At 63.9% G+C, this 15,495-nt stretch carries 17 protein-coding genes and 1 tRNA gene; 7 read left to right on the top strand and 11 right to left on the bottom strand.

The window, feature by feature from the left end:
* The first annotated feature begins 50 nt into the window (after window positions 1-50).
* Window positions 51-371, top strand: coding sequence for a thioredoxin (trxA, locus tag AS156_RS14010; protein ID WP_066504853.1), 321 nt, complete (start codon window positions 51-53; stop codon window positions 369-371).
* A 369-nt stretch (window positions 372-740) separates the two neighbouring features.
* Window positions 741-1,199 carry a DUF2231 domain-containing protein gene (locus tag AS156_RS14005; RefSeq protein ID WP_066504850.1) on the top strand — a complete coding sequence of 153 codons (459 nt, stop codon included), beginning with the start codon at window positions 741-743 and terminating at the stop codon, window positions 1,197-1,199.
* Between the two features lie 148 nt (window positions 1,200-1,347).
* On the opposite strand, the gene AS156_RS14000 is transcribed toward AS156_RS14005, so the two are convergent.
* From AS156_RS14000 to trpA, 3 genes are all read right to left on the bottom strand, one after another.
* Complete coding sequence (locus tag AS156_RS14000; protein ID WP_430641796.1) at window positions 1,348-2,592, bottom strand: bifunctional folylpolyglutamate synthase/dihydrofolate synthase; 1,245 nt, start codon at window positions 2,590-2,592, stop codon at window positions 1,348-1,350.
* A 95-nt stretch (window positions 2,593-2,687) separates the two neighbouring features.
* Entirely contained in the window at window positions 2,688-3,629 is a 942-nt protein-coding gene (gene accD, locus AS156_RS13995) for an acetyl-CoA carboxylase, carboxyltransferase subunit beta (protein WP_066504844.1), read from the bottom strand.
* A gap of 105 nt (window positions 3,630-3,734) precedes the next feature.
* Window positions 3,735-4,571: a tryptophan synthase subunit alpha gene (trpA, locus tag AS156_RS13990; protein ID WP_066504843.1), complete on the bottom strand. Its 837-nt coding sequence runs from the start codon at window positions 4,569-4,571 to the stop codon at window positions 3,735-3,737.
* Between the two features lie 72 nt (window positions 4,572-4,643).
* On the opposite strand from trpA, the gene AS156_RS13985 reads away from it, so the two are divergent.
* Window positions 4,644-4,988, top strand: a complete 345-nt coding sequence (locus AS156_RS13985) for an endonuclease domain-containing protein (RefSeq protein ID WP_082747519.1) — start codon at window positions 4,644-4,646, stop codon at window positions 4,986-4,988.
* Window positions 4,989-5,067: 79 nt separating this feature from the next.
* On the opposite strand, the gene trpB is transcribed toward AS156_RS13985, so the two are convergent.
* The 8 genes from trpB to aroA form a co-directional block, all read right to left on the bottom strand.
* Window positions 5,068-6,285: a tryptophan synthase subunit beta gene (trpB, locus tag AS156_RS13980; RefSeq protein ID WP_066504842.1), complete on the bottom strand. Its 1,218-nt coding sequence runs from the start codon at window positions 6,283-6,285 to the stop codon at window positions 5,068-5,070.
* Complete coding sequence (locus AS156_RS13975) at window positions 6,282-6,941, bottom strand: phosphoribosylanthranilate isomerase (protein ID WP_066504839.1); 660 nt, start codon at window positions 6,939-6,941, stop codon at window positions 6,282-6,284. Before AS156_RS13975 ends, trpB begins: the two co-directional genes overlap by 4 nt.
* 75 nt (window positions 6,942-7,016) lie before the next feature.
* Window positions 7,017-7,403: a LapA family protein gene (locus AS156_RS13970; RefSeq protein WP_066505333.1), complete on the bottom strand. Its 387-nt coding sequence runs from the start codon at window positions 7,401-7,403 to the stop codon at window positions 7,017-7,019.
* 71 nt (window positions 7,404-7,474) lie between these two features.
* Window positions 7,475-7,804 (bottom strand): integration host factor subunit beta, encoded by a 330-nt coding sequence (locus AS156_RS13965; RefSeq protein ID WP_066504837.1) that lies wholly within the window; start codon window positions 7,802-7,804, stop codon window positions 7,475-7,477.
* A gap of 172 nt (window positions 7,805-7,976) precedes the next feature.
* Window positions 7,977-8,954, bottom strand: coding sequence for a signal peptide peptidase SppA (sppA, locus tag AS156_RS13960; protein WP_066504834.1), 978 nt, complete (start codon window positions 8,952-8,954; stop codon window positions 7,977-7,979).
* 194 nt (window positions 8,955-9,148) lie between these two features.
* Window positions 9,149-10,858 (bottom strand): 30S ribosomal protein S1, encoded by a 1,710-nt coding sequence (rpsA, locus tag AS156_RS13955; RefSeq protein ID WP_066504830.1) that lies wholly within the window; start codon window positions 10,856-10,858, stop codon window positions 9,149-9,151.
* Between the two features lie 396 nt (window positions 10,859-11,254).
* Entirely contained in the window at window positions 11,255-11,884 is a 630-nt protein-coding gene (gene cmk, locus AS156_RS13950) for a (d)CMP kinase (RefSeq protein ID WP_066504828.1), read from the bottom strand.
* Entirely contained in the window at window positions 11,881-13,218 is a 1,338-nt protein-coding gene (gene aroA, locus AS156_RS13945) for a 3-phosphoshikimate 1-carboxyvinyltransferase (protein ID WP_066504826.1), read from the bottom strand. Before aroA ends, cmk begins: the two co-directional genes overlap by 4 nt.
* Window positions 13,219-13,363: 145 nt before the next feature.
* Between aroA and AS156_RS13940 the strand changes: the two genes are divergently transcribed.
* From AS156_RS13940 to AS156_RS13925, 4 genes are all read left to right on the top strand, one after another.
* Window positions 13,364-13,774: a TIGR02300 family protein gene (locus AS156_RS13940; RefSeq protein ID WP_066504818.1), complete on the top strand. Its 411-nt coding sequence runs from the start codon at window positions 13,364-13,366 to the stop codon at window positions 13,772-13,774.
* 102 nt (window positions 13,775-13,876) lie between these two features.
* Window positions 13,877-13,952, top strand: a tRNA-Ala gene (locus AS156_RS13935).
* A gap of 180 nt (window positions 13,953-14,132) precedes the next feature.
* Window positions 14,133-14,375, top strand: coding sequence for a GIY-YIG nuclease family protein (locus AS156_RS13930; RefSeq protein WP_066504816.1), 243 nt, complete (start codon window positions 14,133-14,135; stop codon window positions 14,373-14,375).
* A 42-nt stretch (window positions 14,376-14,417) separates the two neighbouring features.
* Window positions 14,418-15,482: an IS630 family transposase gene (locus AS156_RS13925; RefSeq protein ID WP_066503481.1), complete on the top strand. Its 1,065-nt coding sequence runs from the start codon at window positions 14,418-14,420 to the stop codon at window positions 15,480-15,482.
* Window positions 15,483-15,495: the final 13 nt, after the last annotated feature.

Genomic DNA, 15,495 nt, shown 5'->3' with positions numbered 1-15,495 from the left:
GGCGCGATTCTCAACCGCGCCCTTTTGTCACAACCGAACGAGGTACTTCCATGTCCGTTGGCAAGGTGTCTGACGCCGATTTCGAAGCCGAAGTGCTCAAGGCGACCGGGCCGGTGGTCGTCGACTTCTGGGCCGAGTGGTGCGGTCCTTGCCGCATGATTGCGCCCGCGCTTGACGAGATTTCCGGCGCGATGGGCGACAAGGTCAAGATCGTGAAGCTCAACGTCGACGAGAGCCCGAAGACCGCTTCGAAATATGGCGTGATGTCGATCCCGACCCTGATGATCTTCAAGGGCGGCGAGATGGCGTCCCGTCAGGTCGGTGCCGCGCCGAAGGCGAAGCTGCAGCAGTGGATTTCCGCCGCAGTCTGATCCGCATCAAATTAGCTGATTGTGAAACGGCCGGCGATCAGCCGGCCGTTTTGTTTTTGCTCGTGTAGCCCGGATGAAGCGAAGCGTAATCCGGGGTTCTGTATCCGCGGATCGCGGTCCCGGATTACGCTGCGCTCCATCCGGGCTACGGGCTGGCGTCCGGACAAGTCGCCGAGGCAATGCACGCTCGAGCAACTGATGCAGAGGGCCGCCGATCCAATGAAGCTGTTGAGAGCCTAAAGTGCGATGAAATGAGTTGAACCGTCCCCGACTTCTGCATTGCAGCGTTTAACCCTGCATTGCGCTCGCTCATAGGAACTTGTGTGTGCAGCCCCGGTTGAGGTCTCAAACGGCCCTTAGGAGGGACCTATGTCGAACCCCAGATCAACCGCGCAGGTCGCGGGACATCCCATTCATCCGATGCTGATTCCGTTTCCGGTTGCCTGCTTTGTCTTGACCTTTGTTGCCGACCTCGCCTTCTGGAAGACAGGCACTGACTTCTGGGCCAGCGCCTCGCTCTGGCTGCTTGGAATCGGCTTGATCATGGCAGCCCTCGCAGCGGTTGCCGGCCTGACCGATCTCCTGGGAGATGACCAGGTCCGCAACCTTTCCGATGCGTGGCAGCATGCGGGCGGCAACGTCATTGTGGTGTTGATCGCGCTGTACAACTGGTATTCCCGCTTCGAGCACGGCTCATCCGCCATCATACCAACGGGCCTCGTGTTGTCGCTCATCGTGGTCCTGATCCTGCTGTTCACGGGCTGGAAGGGCTGGGAGATGGTCTATCGCGAGCACGTCGGCGTGTCGGATGAGGCACACATCCACTGACGCGGCGGAGAGAAGCTCGCCCCTTGTGGACCGGACGAAGCGATGCGCAATCCGGCGATCTCCGTCCGCAGACAAAGTCGTCCGGATTCACCACGCGTCATCCGGGCAACGACTCAACCTATCCGCCGCGTCGACGACGCAAGACGCATCATGCAGGAGGCGTGCCGTTGGCGGCAAGCACGGGGCCGGCAAGATAGAGCGAGCCGGTGATCAGGATGCGCGGCGGCACCTCGTAGGCCAGCATGGCGAGACGCTGCAGCGCGGCGTCGACACCAGGTGCGATCTCGACCCGCATGCCAAGCGCTCGCGCGGCGTCGGCCAGCCTGTCGGGCGACATCGCGTTGTCGCGGCCGGGCACCGGGACGGCGATGATATGGCGCGTCAGCCCGGCGAAGTTGGCGAGGAAGGCGTCGGCGTCCTTGTTGCCCATCATGCCGGCGATGACGACGAGCGGCCGCGACACCCGCTCCTCGAGATCGCCGAGCGCTGCCGCCGCGACGCGGCCGCCTTCGGCATTGTGCCCGCCATCGAGCCAGACTTCAGAGCCTTGCGGCCCCTGGCTGACGAGGGCACCGGCGACGAGCCGCTGCATCCGCGCCGGCCATTCGGCATTGACGATACCGGCCTCGTAAGCGGCCATGTTGAGCTTGAGCGCATCGATGGCGCGCAGCGTTGCGATCGCAAGTCCCGCATTGTCGAACTGGTGCCGGCCGAACAGTTTCGGTGCGGCGAGATCCATTAAGCCGCGCTCGTCCTGATAGACCAGCCGGCCGCGCTCGACGCCGACATGCCATTGCTGACCGGCCGCGTGCAGCGGCGCACGCATGCGGTTCGCCTGCGCCTCGATCACGGCCATCGCCTCCGGCGCCTGTTCAGCGCAGATCACCGGCACCTTGCGCTTGATGATCGCGGCCTTCTCGCCGGCGATCGAGGTCAGCGTGTCGCCGAGGAATTCCATGTGATCCATGCTGACCGGCGCGATCACCGAGGCGAGCGGCGTCTCCACCACATTGGTCGAATCCAGCCGGCCGCCGAGGCCGACCTCGAGCAGCGCCACGTCGGCCGGATGCTTTGCGAACAGACAGAACGCGACCGCGGTTTCCATCTCGAAGATGGTGACGGGATTGCCGGCGTTGACGCGCTCGCAATGCTCGAACGTCGTGCGCAGCTCGTCGTCATCGACGAGCTTGCCGCCGCCGACGGCGCCCAGTCGGTAGCATTCGTTAATCCGCACAAGATAGGGCGACGTGAAGACATGCACCCGAAGGCCGGCGGCCTCCAGGATCGCGCGCAAATAGGCGATCGTGGATCCCTTGCCGTTGGTGCCGGCGACATGGATGACCGGCGGCAGCTTGCGCTCGGGATGATCGAGCCGCTCCATCAAGCCGAGCATGCGATCGAGACTGAGATCGATACGCTCGGGGTGCAGCGCCGACACCCGCGCGATCAACGCCTCGAACGAGGACTGCGATGAGGCGGCGTTCGCGGTCACGCGTGCGGCGCAGCCGGCACCGTCTCCGGGGCCGTGACGATCTGGGTCGGCTCGGTGACGGCGATGGTGGGCTTCGAGGCGGTTTCAAGCGCCGGCGCTTTGGTCAGCAGGCGGCACAGCCGTGCCAGCGTGGCCTTCATGTCGTGACGGTGCACGACCATGTCGACCATGCCGTGCTCGCGCAGATATTCGGCGCGCTGGAAACCCTCAGGGAGCTTTTCGCGGATGGTCTGCTCGATCACGCGGGCGCCGGCAAAGCCGATCAGCGCGCCGGGTTCGGCGATGTGGACGTCGCCGAGCATCGCATAGGATGCAGTGACGCCGCCGGTGGTCGGATTGGTCAGCACGACGATGTAGGGCTGGCGAACCTCGCGCAGCATCTGCACGCCGACGGTGGTGCGCGGCATCTGCATCAGCGACAGGATGCCTTCCTGCATCCGCGCGCCGCCGCTGGCCGCGAACACGATGAAGGGCGACTTCTTCTCGACCGCGAGCTCGAGCCCGCGCACCATCGCTTCGCCTGCGGCCATGCCGAGCGAGCCGCCCATGAAATCGAAATCCTGCACGGCGACCACGACGCCGGCGCCTTCGAGCTTGCCGTAGCCGACCTTGACCGCGTCGTTCAGCCCGGTCTTGGCGCGGGCATCCTTGATGCGGTCGGCATATTTGCGCTCGTCGCGGAACTTGAGCGGGTCGGCCGTCACCTCGGGCAGCGCGATGTCGTACCAGGTCTCGTTATCGAAGATCGACTTCAGCCGCGCCACCGCGCCCATGCGCATGTGGTAGTTCGAGCCGGGTATCACGAACTGGTTGGCCTCGACGTCCTTGTAGAACACGAGCTGCCCGGAATCCGGGCATTTGATCCACAGATTCTCCGGCGTCTCGCGGCGCAGGATGTTGCGGATCTTCGGCCGGACAACGTTGGTGAGCCAATTCATGGTTCGCTCCGAAATGCGGATCGGTCCCGCATCGATTGCATATATGGCGGGCCGGCCAAGGGCCGGCAAGCCGCCGTCCGCGGACTTGTCGCCGCAAATTATGGCTTATTCAGCGGCCTGCTTGGCGCCGCGGACGCCCTGGGCGAGCGCCGCTGCCAGGTCCGCCACCGCGGTCACGGTCTTGGCCGTGGCGCGGCCCTCGGCATCGAGGCTGCCCTTCAGCGCGTCGACCAGCGCGGTGCCGACCACCGAGCCATTGGCTCTCTCCGCGATCGCCCGCGCCGTTTCCGGCGTGCGGATGCCGAAGCCGACACAGATCGGCAGGTCGGTGTGCCGCTTGATGCGGGCCACGGCCTCGCCGACCACCTTCGAATCGGCGGCCGCGCTGCCAGTGATGCCGGTGACCGCGACGTAATAGACAAAGCCCGAGGTGTTGGCGAGCACCGCTGGCAGGCGCTTGTCGTCTGTCGTCGGCGTCGCCAGCCGAATGAAATTCAGCCCGGCCTTCATCGCGGGAATGCAGAGCTCGGTGTCTTCCTCCGGCGGCAGATCGACGATGATCAGGCCGTCGACGCCGGCACCCTTCGCATCGGCCAGGAACGTCTCGACGCCGTAGATATAGATCGGGTTGTAGTAGCCCATCAGCACGATCGGCGTGGTATTGTCGCCTTCGCGAAAACCGCGGACCATCTCCAGCGTCTTCCGCAGCGTCATGCCGCCCTTCAGCGCGCGCAGGCCCGCGGCCTGGATCGACGGGCCGTCGGCCATCGGATCGGTGAAGGGCATGCCGAGCTCGATGATATCTGCGCCGGCTTTCGGCAGCGCCTTGATGACGTCGAGCGAAGTCTTTGCGTCGGGATCGCCGGCCATCACGAAGGTGACGAAGGCGGAGCGGCCCGCTTTCTTGAGCTCGGCAAACTTGGCGTCGATACGGGTGGTCATGGTATGGTGGTCGCCGTGCTATACCTCTCCCCTCCGGGGAGAGGTCGGCTGCGTAGCAGCCGGGTGAGGGGGATGGAGCGGTTCAAGGCAAGGGCACGAAGCTTCCGCGCGTCACAGACAAGCGCAGAAGCAAAGCTTTGGCAGGCGCTGCGCAATCGAAGATTGGCGCGGTGGAAATTTCGTCGCCAGCACCCGATCGGCCGGTACATCGTCGATTTCGTGACGCTGGACGGAAAGCTGGTCGTTGAGGTCGACGGTGTCACACACGCTGAACCGAACGAGATAGAGCGAGACATTATTCGATCGCAGTTCCTTGAGTCCTGCGGTTTCCTCGTCGTTCGTGTCTCAAACAGTGACGTATACGAAAATCTAGACGGAGCGCTCGAGATGATCGAAACATCACTTCGATTCGATTGAGCGGAAAGGCCCCTCACCCGGCTGCTGCGCAGCCGACCTCTCCCCGACGGGGAGAGGTGAAGGGAGCGTGCCTCGCGCCTCACTTCTTCCTGCCCTTCAAGATGTCGCCGACCTGCGGCACGTCCTTGTCGCCGCGGCCGGAGAGATTGACCACCATCAGGTGATCCTTCGGACGCTGCGGTGCGAGTTCGGACAGCTTCGCGATGGCGTGCGCCGATTCCAGCGCGGGGATGATGCCTTCGAGCCGCGACAGCAGCTGGAACGCAGCCAGGGCCTCCTCGTCGGTCGCCGAGAGATATTTCACGCGGCCGGTCTCATGCAGCCAGGCGTGCTCGGGCCCGATGCCGGGATAGTCGAGGCCGGCCGAGATCGAGTGCGCTTCCTCGATCTGCCCGTCCGCATCCATCAACAGATAGGTGCGGTTGCCGTGCAGCACGCCGGGGCGTCCGCCGGCGAGCGAGGCGGCGTGCAGCTGGGTCAGCCCGTGGCCAGCGGCCTCGACGCCGAAGATCTCGACCGAGGGATCGTCAAGGAACGGATGGAACAGGCCCATCGCATTCGAGCCGCCGCCGATGCAGGCCACCAGCGAGTCCGGCAAGCGGCCCTCGGCCTCCTGCATCTGCCGGCGGGTCTCCTCACCGATCACAGACTGGAAGTCGCGCACCATCATCGGATAGGGGTGCGGACCTGCGACGGTGCCGATGCAGTAGAACGTGTTGTGCACGTTGGTGACCCAGTCGCGCAGCGCGTCGTTCATCGCATCCTTCAGCGTGCGCGCACCCGACTGCACCGGGACGACCTTGGCGCCGAGCATTTCCATGCGGATCACGTTCGGCTGCTGCCGCTCGACGTCGACCGCGCCCATATAGACCACGCATTCGAGCCCGAAGCGTGCGCACAGCGTCGCCGTCGCCACGCCGTGCTGGCCGGCGCCGGTCTCGGCGATAATGCGCTTCTTGCCCATGCGGCGCGCGACCATGATCTGGCCGAGCACATTGTTCACCTTGTGCGAGCCGGTGTGGTTGAGCTCCTCGCGCTTCAGATAGATCTTGGCGCCGCCGAGATGCTCGGTGAGCCGCTCGGCAAAATAAAGCGGCGAGGGCCGGCCGACATAGTCCTTCAGATAGGCGTTCATCTCGGCCTGAAACGACGGATCGGCCTTCGCCTCGGCATAGGCCTTCTCGAGGTCGAGGATCAGCGGCATCAGCGTTTCCGCGACGAAGCGTCCGCCGAAAATGCCGAAATGCCCGCGCTCGTCGGGACCGCTGCGGAAGGAATTGGGCAGGTTTGGATTCATCGAACCATCAGTTCCTGGGTTGCGCGCGCGGCGCGGATGAAGGCGCGGATCAGCTCGGGATCCTTGACACCGGGCGAGCGCTCGACGCCCGACGAGACATCGACGCCGCCGGCACGGGTAACACTGACCGCCTCTGCGACATTGTCGGCGTGAAGTCCGCCTGAGACCATGTAGGGCAGCGCGAGATCGAGATTTTCCAGCACGTGCCAATCGAAGGGCGCACCGAGCCCGCCCGGCCGCGTCGCGCCCTTCGGCGCACGGGCATCGAACAGGATGCGGTCGGCGACACTGGCATAGCCCGGCAACGGCGCGAGATCGGCAGCGGTCTCGACCGGCAGCGCCTTCATCAGCGGCAGGCCGAACTTCTGCTTGATGTCGCGCAGCCGCGCCGTGGTCTCCTTGCCGTGCAATTGCAGGATATCCGGCCGCAGCGTCTCGACGATGTTTTCCAGCGTCGCGTCGTCCGCATCGACAGTCAGCGCGACCTTGACCGCGCGGCCCTTGGCGCGGCTGCCGAGATCGCGCGCGACTTCCAGGCCGATGTGGCGGGGCGACGGCGGAAAGAACACGAACCCGACCATGTCGGCACCGGCGTCGAGCGCGACGTCGAGCGTCTCGCGCGTGGACAGGCCGCATATTTTGACGAGCAGGGGCATGGTCTCGAAACGTGGTCTTTCGAACGGGTTTTCGGGCGGCCGGAACGGGACGCGCCGACGTCCGACGGGCGGGTTCTACAACGTCGCGCCCTGCTTGTCTCGCCCGGCGGACCCGTAAAAGCCGGATTGGCCCGGCGCCGAAAGGCGCGGCACATCGCCCCGGGAGGCGGCGGCCCTGAGATCGGCGAGCTCCGCCCGGACATGGCGGGCGTCGGCCTCGTGCTGCCGGGCGGCGCGGCGCCAGCGCCCCTGCCGGAACCAGGTCGCGATCCCCCCGGCGATCACGCCCAGGATCGCGGCGGCGATGATGACGACGAACAGCGGCAGCGTGACTGCAACCGTCGGGGTAACAGAGTTGAAGGGATCGAACGACACCGTCACCCAATGACGGTTGGCGACCGCGAAGATGATGAAGATCAGCCCGAGCGGGATGACGACCACTGCCGTGAAGAACTTTCGCATGACCATCTCTCATAGCGATGGAGAAAGCGCGGGCGCACAGCCCGCAACACGGCAACGCCTGACGTCGCGCGCTACGCGTCAGCCTTTGGTGCGTCGATCTTGGACGCTTGCGCCTCGGTGCCGTCGCGATTGAGACGCTCGCGCATCTCCTTGCCGGTCTTGAAGAACGGCACGCTCTTCTGATCGACCGGCACATGCTCGCCGGTGCGCGGATTGCGCCCGGCACGCGCCGGGCGATGCTTCACCGAGAATGCGCCAAAACCGCGCAGCTCGACGCGGTCGCCGCGCGCCAGCGCCGCGACGATTTCGTCGAGAATCGCATTCACAATGTTCTCGACATCCCGCTGATAGAGGTGCGGGTTGTGCTCGGCGATGCGCTGAACAAGTTCGGATTTGATCATCGAAAATGGGATCCGGGATCTCGCGGAAGTCCATTTCCGTGAAAATGCCCTGCACTGTCAAGACGCTAAATCAATTCCCGACGTCGCGATTTAGGATGATAAGTAGCCCAATTGGGCCATTTCACGATTCCCGCAGAACGGGAATCCCCTCAACAACACGCCCAGACACCGATCAATTGGTTCCGGCCGGGGTCCACAAGGCCAACATGCCGTCAAGTCCGAACCGATCGACCGCCTGCGCCATCCCGCCCTGCTCAATTCGCCGCGCGATAGGTCCCAGCCCGAGCGCATCGAGCGTTATGGATGCCGCGGTGCGCAGGAATGTCAGGTCGCCGAAGCGCGGATTGAGGCTGTAATCGCGCACCGGAAGGTCGCTTTTGACCTTCTTTTCCGCGACGAGCCATGCGATCGCGGTCTTCTCATCGCCGAGCTGATCGATCAGCTTGAGATCAAGCGCCTGCCGGCCGGTGAAGACGCGTCCATCCGCGACTTTTTCGAGCAGGGCGTCGTCCATGCCGCGCCGCACCTTCACCAATCCACGGAACCATGCATAAGAGTCCTTCACCAGCGAGTCGATCGCGTCGCGCGCTTCGGGGCTGGTCGGCTCAAGGCCATTCGGCGCCGCTTTCAACGGCGACGACTTGATCTCCTCGACCCTCACGCCGACGGTCTTGAGAAGTTCTGAAACGTTCGGAAACTGGAAGAGCACGCCGATCGAACCGACCAGCGAAGTCTGCTGGGCAACGATGTGATCGGCCGCGATGGCGGTGATGTAGCCGCCCGACGCGGCCAATCCTTCGACGACGACGACGAGCGGCTTCTTCGCCTTCAGCTGCACCAGCGAATCATAGAGCTGCTCGGAGCCCGCGGTGGTGCCGCCGGGCGAATTGATGTGCACGACGACGGCGGCATAGCTCGACTTCTCGAGCCACTCCAGCGCCGCGACGCGCTGCTGGTCGCTGCGGATCAACCCCTCGATATTGACACGCGCGATCGCGCCCTTCGTCTCCAGCACGCCGCGTCCGCCGGTCGCGAAAAGACCGATGCCGACAATGGCCGCGATCGTCACGACCGCGGCGGCGATGCGCCAGAAAGCCAGCTTGCGTCTGATACGGCGGCGATCGACGATCACGTCTGAATCCAGCGACATCGAAATTCTCCAGGAATGTCCGCGCGGTTTTGCAATCGCAGCGTCACTATCACCTTAGCCAAATACATCAATTGCGACGCAATATGAAGAAAACAAGGCCCGGTCTTTTGCAGTATCCGTAGCCTGCGTGCCTCAAACAAAAGGCCCCGGCTTGCGCCGGGGCCTCGTTGGTTCGCGCAAAACCGCGCGAACGCTTACTTGTCGGTGCCGCGATTCTTGAGCGCGGTGCCAAGGATGTCGCCGAGCGTCGCACCCGAATCGGAGGAGCCGTACTGCGCGATGGCTTCCTTTTCTTCGGCGACTTCCAGCGCCTTGATCGAGACCTGCACCTTGCGGGCCTTCTTGTCGAACTGGATGACGCGGGCATCGACCTTCTCGCCGACGGCAAAGCGTTCGGCGCGCTGATCGTTGCGGTCGCGGGCCAGCTCGGACCGCTTGATGAAGGTGGTGAACTCGGTGCCCGAGATCCGGACCTCGATGCCGCTCTCCTTCACTTCGAGCACTTCGCAAGTCACGACCGCGCCCTTCTTGACGTCGCCCGGCTCGGCGAAGGGGTCGCCTTCGAGCTGCTTGACGCCGAGCGAGATCCGCTCCTTCTCGACATCGACATCGAGCACCACGGCCTTGACCATGTCGCCCTTCTTGAAGTTGTCGATGACCTGCTCGCCCGGAAGCTTCCAGTCGAGGTCGGAGAGGTGGACCATGCCGTCGACGTCGCCCTCGAGGCCGAGGAACAGACCGAACTCGGTCTTGTTCTTGACCTCGCCCTCGACCACCGAACCGACCGGGAACTTCTCGACGAAGACCTCCCAGGGATTGCGCATGGTCTGCTTGAGACCGAGCGAGATGCGGCGCTTGACCGAATCCACTTCCAGCACCTGCACTTCGACTTCCTGCGAGGTCGAAACGATCTTGCCGGGATGCATGTTCTTCTTGGTCCACGACATCTCGGAGACGTGGATCAGGCCTTCGATACCCGGCTCGAGCTCGACGAACGCGCCGTAGTCGGTGATGTTGGTGACGCGGCCGGTGAAGCGGGCACCCAGCGGGTACTTGGCTTCAATGCCCTGCCACGGATCATCCAGCAGCTGCTTCATGCCGAGCGAGATGCGGTGCGTCTCGTGGTTGATCTTGATGATCTTGACCTTCACGGTCTGGCCGATCGTCAGCACCTCGGTCGGGTGGTTGACGCGACGCCAGGCGATGTCGGTGACGTGCAGCAGGCCGTCGATGCCGCCGAGATCAACGAACGCACCGTAATCGGTGATGTTCTTGACCACGCCGTCGATCACCTGACCCTCTTCGAGGTTCTGCACCAGCTCCTGGCGCTGCTCGGCGCGCGTCTCTTCGAGAACCGTGCGGCGCGACACCACGATGTTGCCGCGGCGGCGGTCCATCTTGAGGATCTGGAACGGCTGCGAGTTGTTCATCAGCGGCGCAACGTCGCGGATCGGACGGATGTCGACCTGCGAGCGCGGCAGGAAGGCCACTGCGCCGTCGAGGTCGACGGTGAAGCCGCCCTTGACCTGGTTGAAGATGACGCCGTTGACCTTTTCGTTGTTCTGGAACGCCTTCTCGAGCTTGCCCCAGCTTTCCTCGCGGCGCGCCTTGTCGCGCGACAGCACGGCTTCGCCGAGCGCATTCTCGATGCGGTCGAGGAACACTTCGACGGTGTCGCCGACCTTCAGATCGCTTTCACGGCCGGGGCCGGCGAATTCGCGCAGCGCGACGCGGCCTTCGGTCTTCAGGCCGACGTCGATGACGGCCATGTCCTTCTCAATTGCAACCACCTTGCCCTTGATGACCGAGCTTTCCTGCAAATTGCCGCCGGCAAAGGACTCATCAAGCATCGCCGCGAAGTCGTCGCGGGTGGGAGTATAGGAAGACGCAGTATTCGAAGCCATTTGTTCTCCAGATGCGGGAAATTGCCGGCCGTTCGGGTTGATGGGCGCACCGTGCGAGAAGTGTCTGGGTTCCGCAAACCCTGACGTCCGCTCGTTGCAGGAGACGCAACAGCGGGCCGGCAGCAGGACTGCACGTACGGTACGTTTGATTTTATCCGGAGCCTGAAACGAGAATATCGCCTTCAAGACCTGGGAGCGGGCGTTCCTCCAGATGCGGCGTTGGTTTCGTTTGAGAATAGCTCAAACCCATCGCCGGCCCGCTCGGACATAGCCTCGACATGGTCGATGGGTGTCCGGACGGCGCTGATATAGCCCTGCGAGCCGTTTTCGGCAAGCAGGAAATGCCTCATTTTGCTGGACTTTGAGACCGAATCGGTCTGCTTCCGACGACCGATCTCAGCGTTTGGCGCGCGCCTGCTCGACGATAGCGATCGCGGCGCGCACGCCGGCCTCGATGTCGAGATTGGAATTGTCGAGCGTATGGGCGTCCGGGGCCGGCCGCAACGGCGCAACGGCCCGGTTCTTGTCGCGCTCGTCGCGCTTGAGGATGTCGGCCAGCACCGCTTCCTCGTCGGCTACCTCGCCGCGGGCGCGGGCCTCCAGCGTCCGCCGCCGCGCGCGCACCCGTGGATCGGCGACCACGAAAATCTTCACGTCGGCGTCAGGGCAGATCACGGTGCCGATATCGCGGCCGTCGAGCACCGCGCCGGGCGGATCGGCGGCGAACTGGCGCTGGAAGTTGACCAGCACCTCGCGCACTTTGGGAAAGGCGGAGACCACGGATGCGCCTTCCCCGACCTGCTGCGTCTTCAGGATCGGATTGCCGAATTTCTCGGGGTCGAGCTCGAGCGCGGCGGCCACCGCCAGCACCTCATCGTTGAGATCGGCTCCCATCGCCATCATCGCATAGGCCACCGCGCGATAAATCACGCCGGTGTCGAGATGACGATAGCCATAGTGGTGGGCGAGCCGCTTGCCGAGCGTGCCCTTGCCTGAGGCGGCGGGACCGTCGATGGCGATAATCATGCGAAGTCTGCTCCGAGCGAGCGCATCATCGGAATGAAATCCGGAAAGCTGGTGGCGATGAAGGTGATGTCGTCGACCTTGACCGGCTTGTCGGAAGCACAGCCCATCACCAGCGCAGACATCGCGATGCGATGGTCCATATGGGTCGCGACGAGCCCGCCACCCTCGACATGGCCGCGGCCCTCGACAATCAGGTCGTCGCCAGAGACCTCGACCTTGACGCCGTTGACGCGCAGCATGTCGGCGGTGGCTTCGAGCCGGTCGGATTCCTTGACGCGCAGTTCCTGCAGGCCGCGCATGATGGTTGTGCCCTCGGCAAAGCTGGCCGCCACTGCCAGCACCAGATACTCGTCGATCATCGACGGCGCGCGCTCCGGCGGCACCACGACGCCGCGCAGCTTCGAAGCACGAACGCGCAACTGCGCCATTGGTTCGCCGGCATCGCCGCGGACCCCGCTCTCCTCGATGGATGCGCCCATTTCGCGCAGCGTGGTGAGCAGGCCGGTACGCAGCGGATTGGTCATCACGTCGGAAAACACGACGTCGGAACCTTCGACGATCAGTGCCGCCACGATCGGGAAGGCGGCCGAGGACGGATCCGCCGGCACCACGATCTCGGCGCCGTGCAATTCGGGTTCGCCGTTGAGCGTGATCCTGCGGCCATCGCTGCCTTCCCTCTCCGACGAGATCTCGGCGCCGAAATGCTTGAGCATCAGCTCGGTATGGTCACGGCTCGCTTCCTGCTCGATCACGGTCGTGATGCCCGGTGCGGACAGCCCGGCCAGCAGCACCGCGGACTTGATCTGGGCCGAGGCGACCGGCGTCTTGTAGACGATCGGCACCGGGTAGCGCGCCCCGTGCAATGTCAGCGGCAGCCGGCCGCCCTCGCCGATATCGCTGGTCCTGGCGCCCATCAATTCCAGGGGATCGAGGATGCGGCGCATCGGGCGCGAGCGCAGCGAGGCGTCGCCATCGAATACCGCCGCGATCGGGCAACCGGCGACCGCTCCCATCACCAGCCGACAGCCGGTGCCGGAATTGCCGAAATCCAGCGCTGCGGCGGGCTGGGCGAAGCCTCCGACCCCGACGCCGGAGACCGTCCAGGCAAACGGCCCGGTCCGTTCCACCCTGGCGCCCAGCGCGCGCATGGATTTGGCGGTATTGAGCACGTCCTCGCCTTCCAGGAGGCCGGAGATGCGGGTTTCGCCGACCGCCAGCGCCCCCAGGATCAGGGCGCGGTGGGAAATCGACTTATCGCCGGGTACGCGGACTTTGCCGGCCAAGGGGCCGCTCGCGCGGGATTCCAGCGGGGTCGGGGTGTCAGAATGGGCCAAGATTGTGTCCTCTCGCGCCGCGGCAGGTATCACATAGGCAACACCGCGTCACGCGCCCGTCAAATGCGCGCAAACCGCTATTGACAGCGGCCCCTCAACTAGCCAAGTGAAGCTCCGTTTTTCAGGAAAATTCTGGGATTACCACGTGGCCAAGTCCGACCTCGGAACCAAGCGCATTTGCCCGACGACGGGCAAGAAGTTCTACGACCTCAACAAGAATCCGGTGATCTCGCCCTACACCGGCGAGGTCGTGCCGATCGCGCCGGTAGCCCCGCCGCGGGGCGGCCGCAGCGCGCCCGTGAGTTCGCCCGCAACCGCTGCCGATATGCCCGAGGCGGCGGAGGCCGAAGAGTTGGTCTCGCTCGAGGAGGCCGATGCCGAAGAGAACACCGGCAAGGTCAAGACTCAGGTTCCCGAATCCGAGGACGACATCGAGATGGATGAGACCCTCGAGGACGATGACGACGATGATTCGACCTTCATCGCCGACGAGGAAGAGGGCGACGAGGACGTCACCGACATCATTGGTGACGTCGGCGGTGACGAAGAGACTTGAGATCGTCGCCGATCTGTGATCAACGGTGCTGCCTCACGAGTCGCCTAGGACTCGGGGGCCGGGCAGGGTCTTAAGGATCGCGCCCAAGCCGGAATACTGTAAGGGGCCATAGCTCAGCTGGGAGAGCGCTTGCATGGCATGCAAGAGGTCGGCGGTTCGATCCCGCCTGGCTCCACCACGCTTCGCCCTTCGGGCTACGCGTGGCGCAGCCGCGCAGAGCCCGAAGGGTGAAGCGTGGTGTCCGGCGTAGCCCAAAGGGCGAAGACGGACCGGCTCCATCCGCCGCCACTTTATCAACCTGCCTCGAATCAGTAGGCTGCCGAAAACTCCGAACGTTACTGCTTATGCGCGGATGCCAATGTGGTACGTCTACATCATCCGCAGCGTCGAATTCCCGGACCAGGAATACGTTGGCGCCACCGAAGACCTGAAGCGCCGCATCCCGGAGCATAACGCCGGCAAGTCCGCACACACCTCGAAGTTCAGGCCGTGGCAGCTCACCTGGTACTGCGCATTTCCGGATAAATACAAAGCTCTCGCGTTCGAGAAATACCTCAAGTCCCATTCCGGCCGAGCCTTCGCCAAGAAGCGCCTGTGCTAGTACCCGCTTTTCTTGGAACGTGAGTCGTGATTCAAGGTCGGGATGATACCCGAAGCAAGAGAAGTCCGCCTTTCGAGGAAAGATCGCAAGGTGCTTGAGGCGTGTTGTCGCTCACCGATGACATTGCAGCGCGATTTGAAGCGGGCGCGGATAGTCCTGTTAGCGGCGGACGGGCGCAGCACCCGGTCGATCGCCAAGGAAGTTGGGGTCCAGCCGCGGATTGTCAGCGTTTGGCGGCATCGCTATGCCGACCAAGGCCTTGAAGGGCTGCAAGACAAGCCGCGGCCCGGCAAGCAGCCGATCTATACGAAGACGACCGACAAGCGGATTCTGAAGCTGCTGGATAAGCCGCCCCCGCAAGGGTTTGCGCGCTGGACCGGCCCTCTGCTGGCCGAGGCGCTAGGCGATGTTGACGTCCAATATGTCTGGCGGTTCCTGCGCAGCCACAAGATTGACCTCGCGGCTCGCAAGTCCTGGTGTGAGAGCAACGACCCGAACTTTACGGCCAAAGCCGCCGATGTCGTTGGCCTTTACGTCGCCCCGCCGGCGAAGGCTATTGTGCTCTGCGTGGACGAGAAGCCCTCGATCCAGGCTTTGGAGCGAGCGCAGGGCTATCTGAAGTTGCCCAATGGCCGCGCCTTGACCGGCCAGAGCCACGATTACAAGCGGCATGGCACCACGACATTGTTTGCAGCGCTCGAAGTCGCCACCGGAAAGATCATCGCTACGCATTCAAAACGCCGTCGCCGTGTCGAGTTTCTCGATTTCATGAACAGCCTCACCGCGGCCTTTCCGGGCCGAAAGCTTCACGTCATCCTCGACAACCTCAACACCCACAAGAAGAATGAGAGCTGGCTCAAGGCCCATCCCAATGTGCAATTCCATTTCACACCGACGAGTGCGTCCTGGCTCAACCAGATCGAGGTATGGTTCTCAATCCTGCAGGGGCAGTCGCTCAGCGGCACCTCCTTCACAAGCCTCAAGCAGCTTCAGGAACACATCGATGCCTACGTCAACGCCTACAACGACAAAGCCGAGCCCTTCGTCTGGACCAAGAAAAAGATCCGTCAACGCCGTTTCAAGGGCCGCCGTATCAATCAACTCTGATTCCGGGTACTAG

The organism is Bradyrhizobium macuxiense, from assembly GCF_001542415.1.
GTDB classification, from domain to species: Bacteria; Pseudomonadota; Alphaproteobacteria; order Rhizobiales; family Xanthobacteraceae; genus Bradyrhizobium; species Bradyrhizobium macuxiense.
This window is presented reverse-complemented; position numbering and strand designations above follow the sequence as displayed.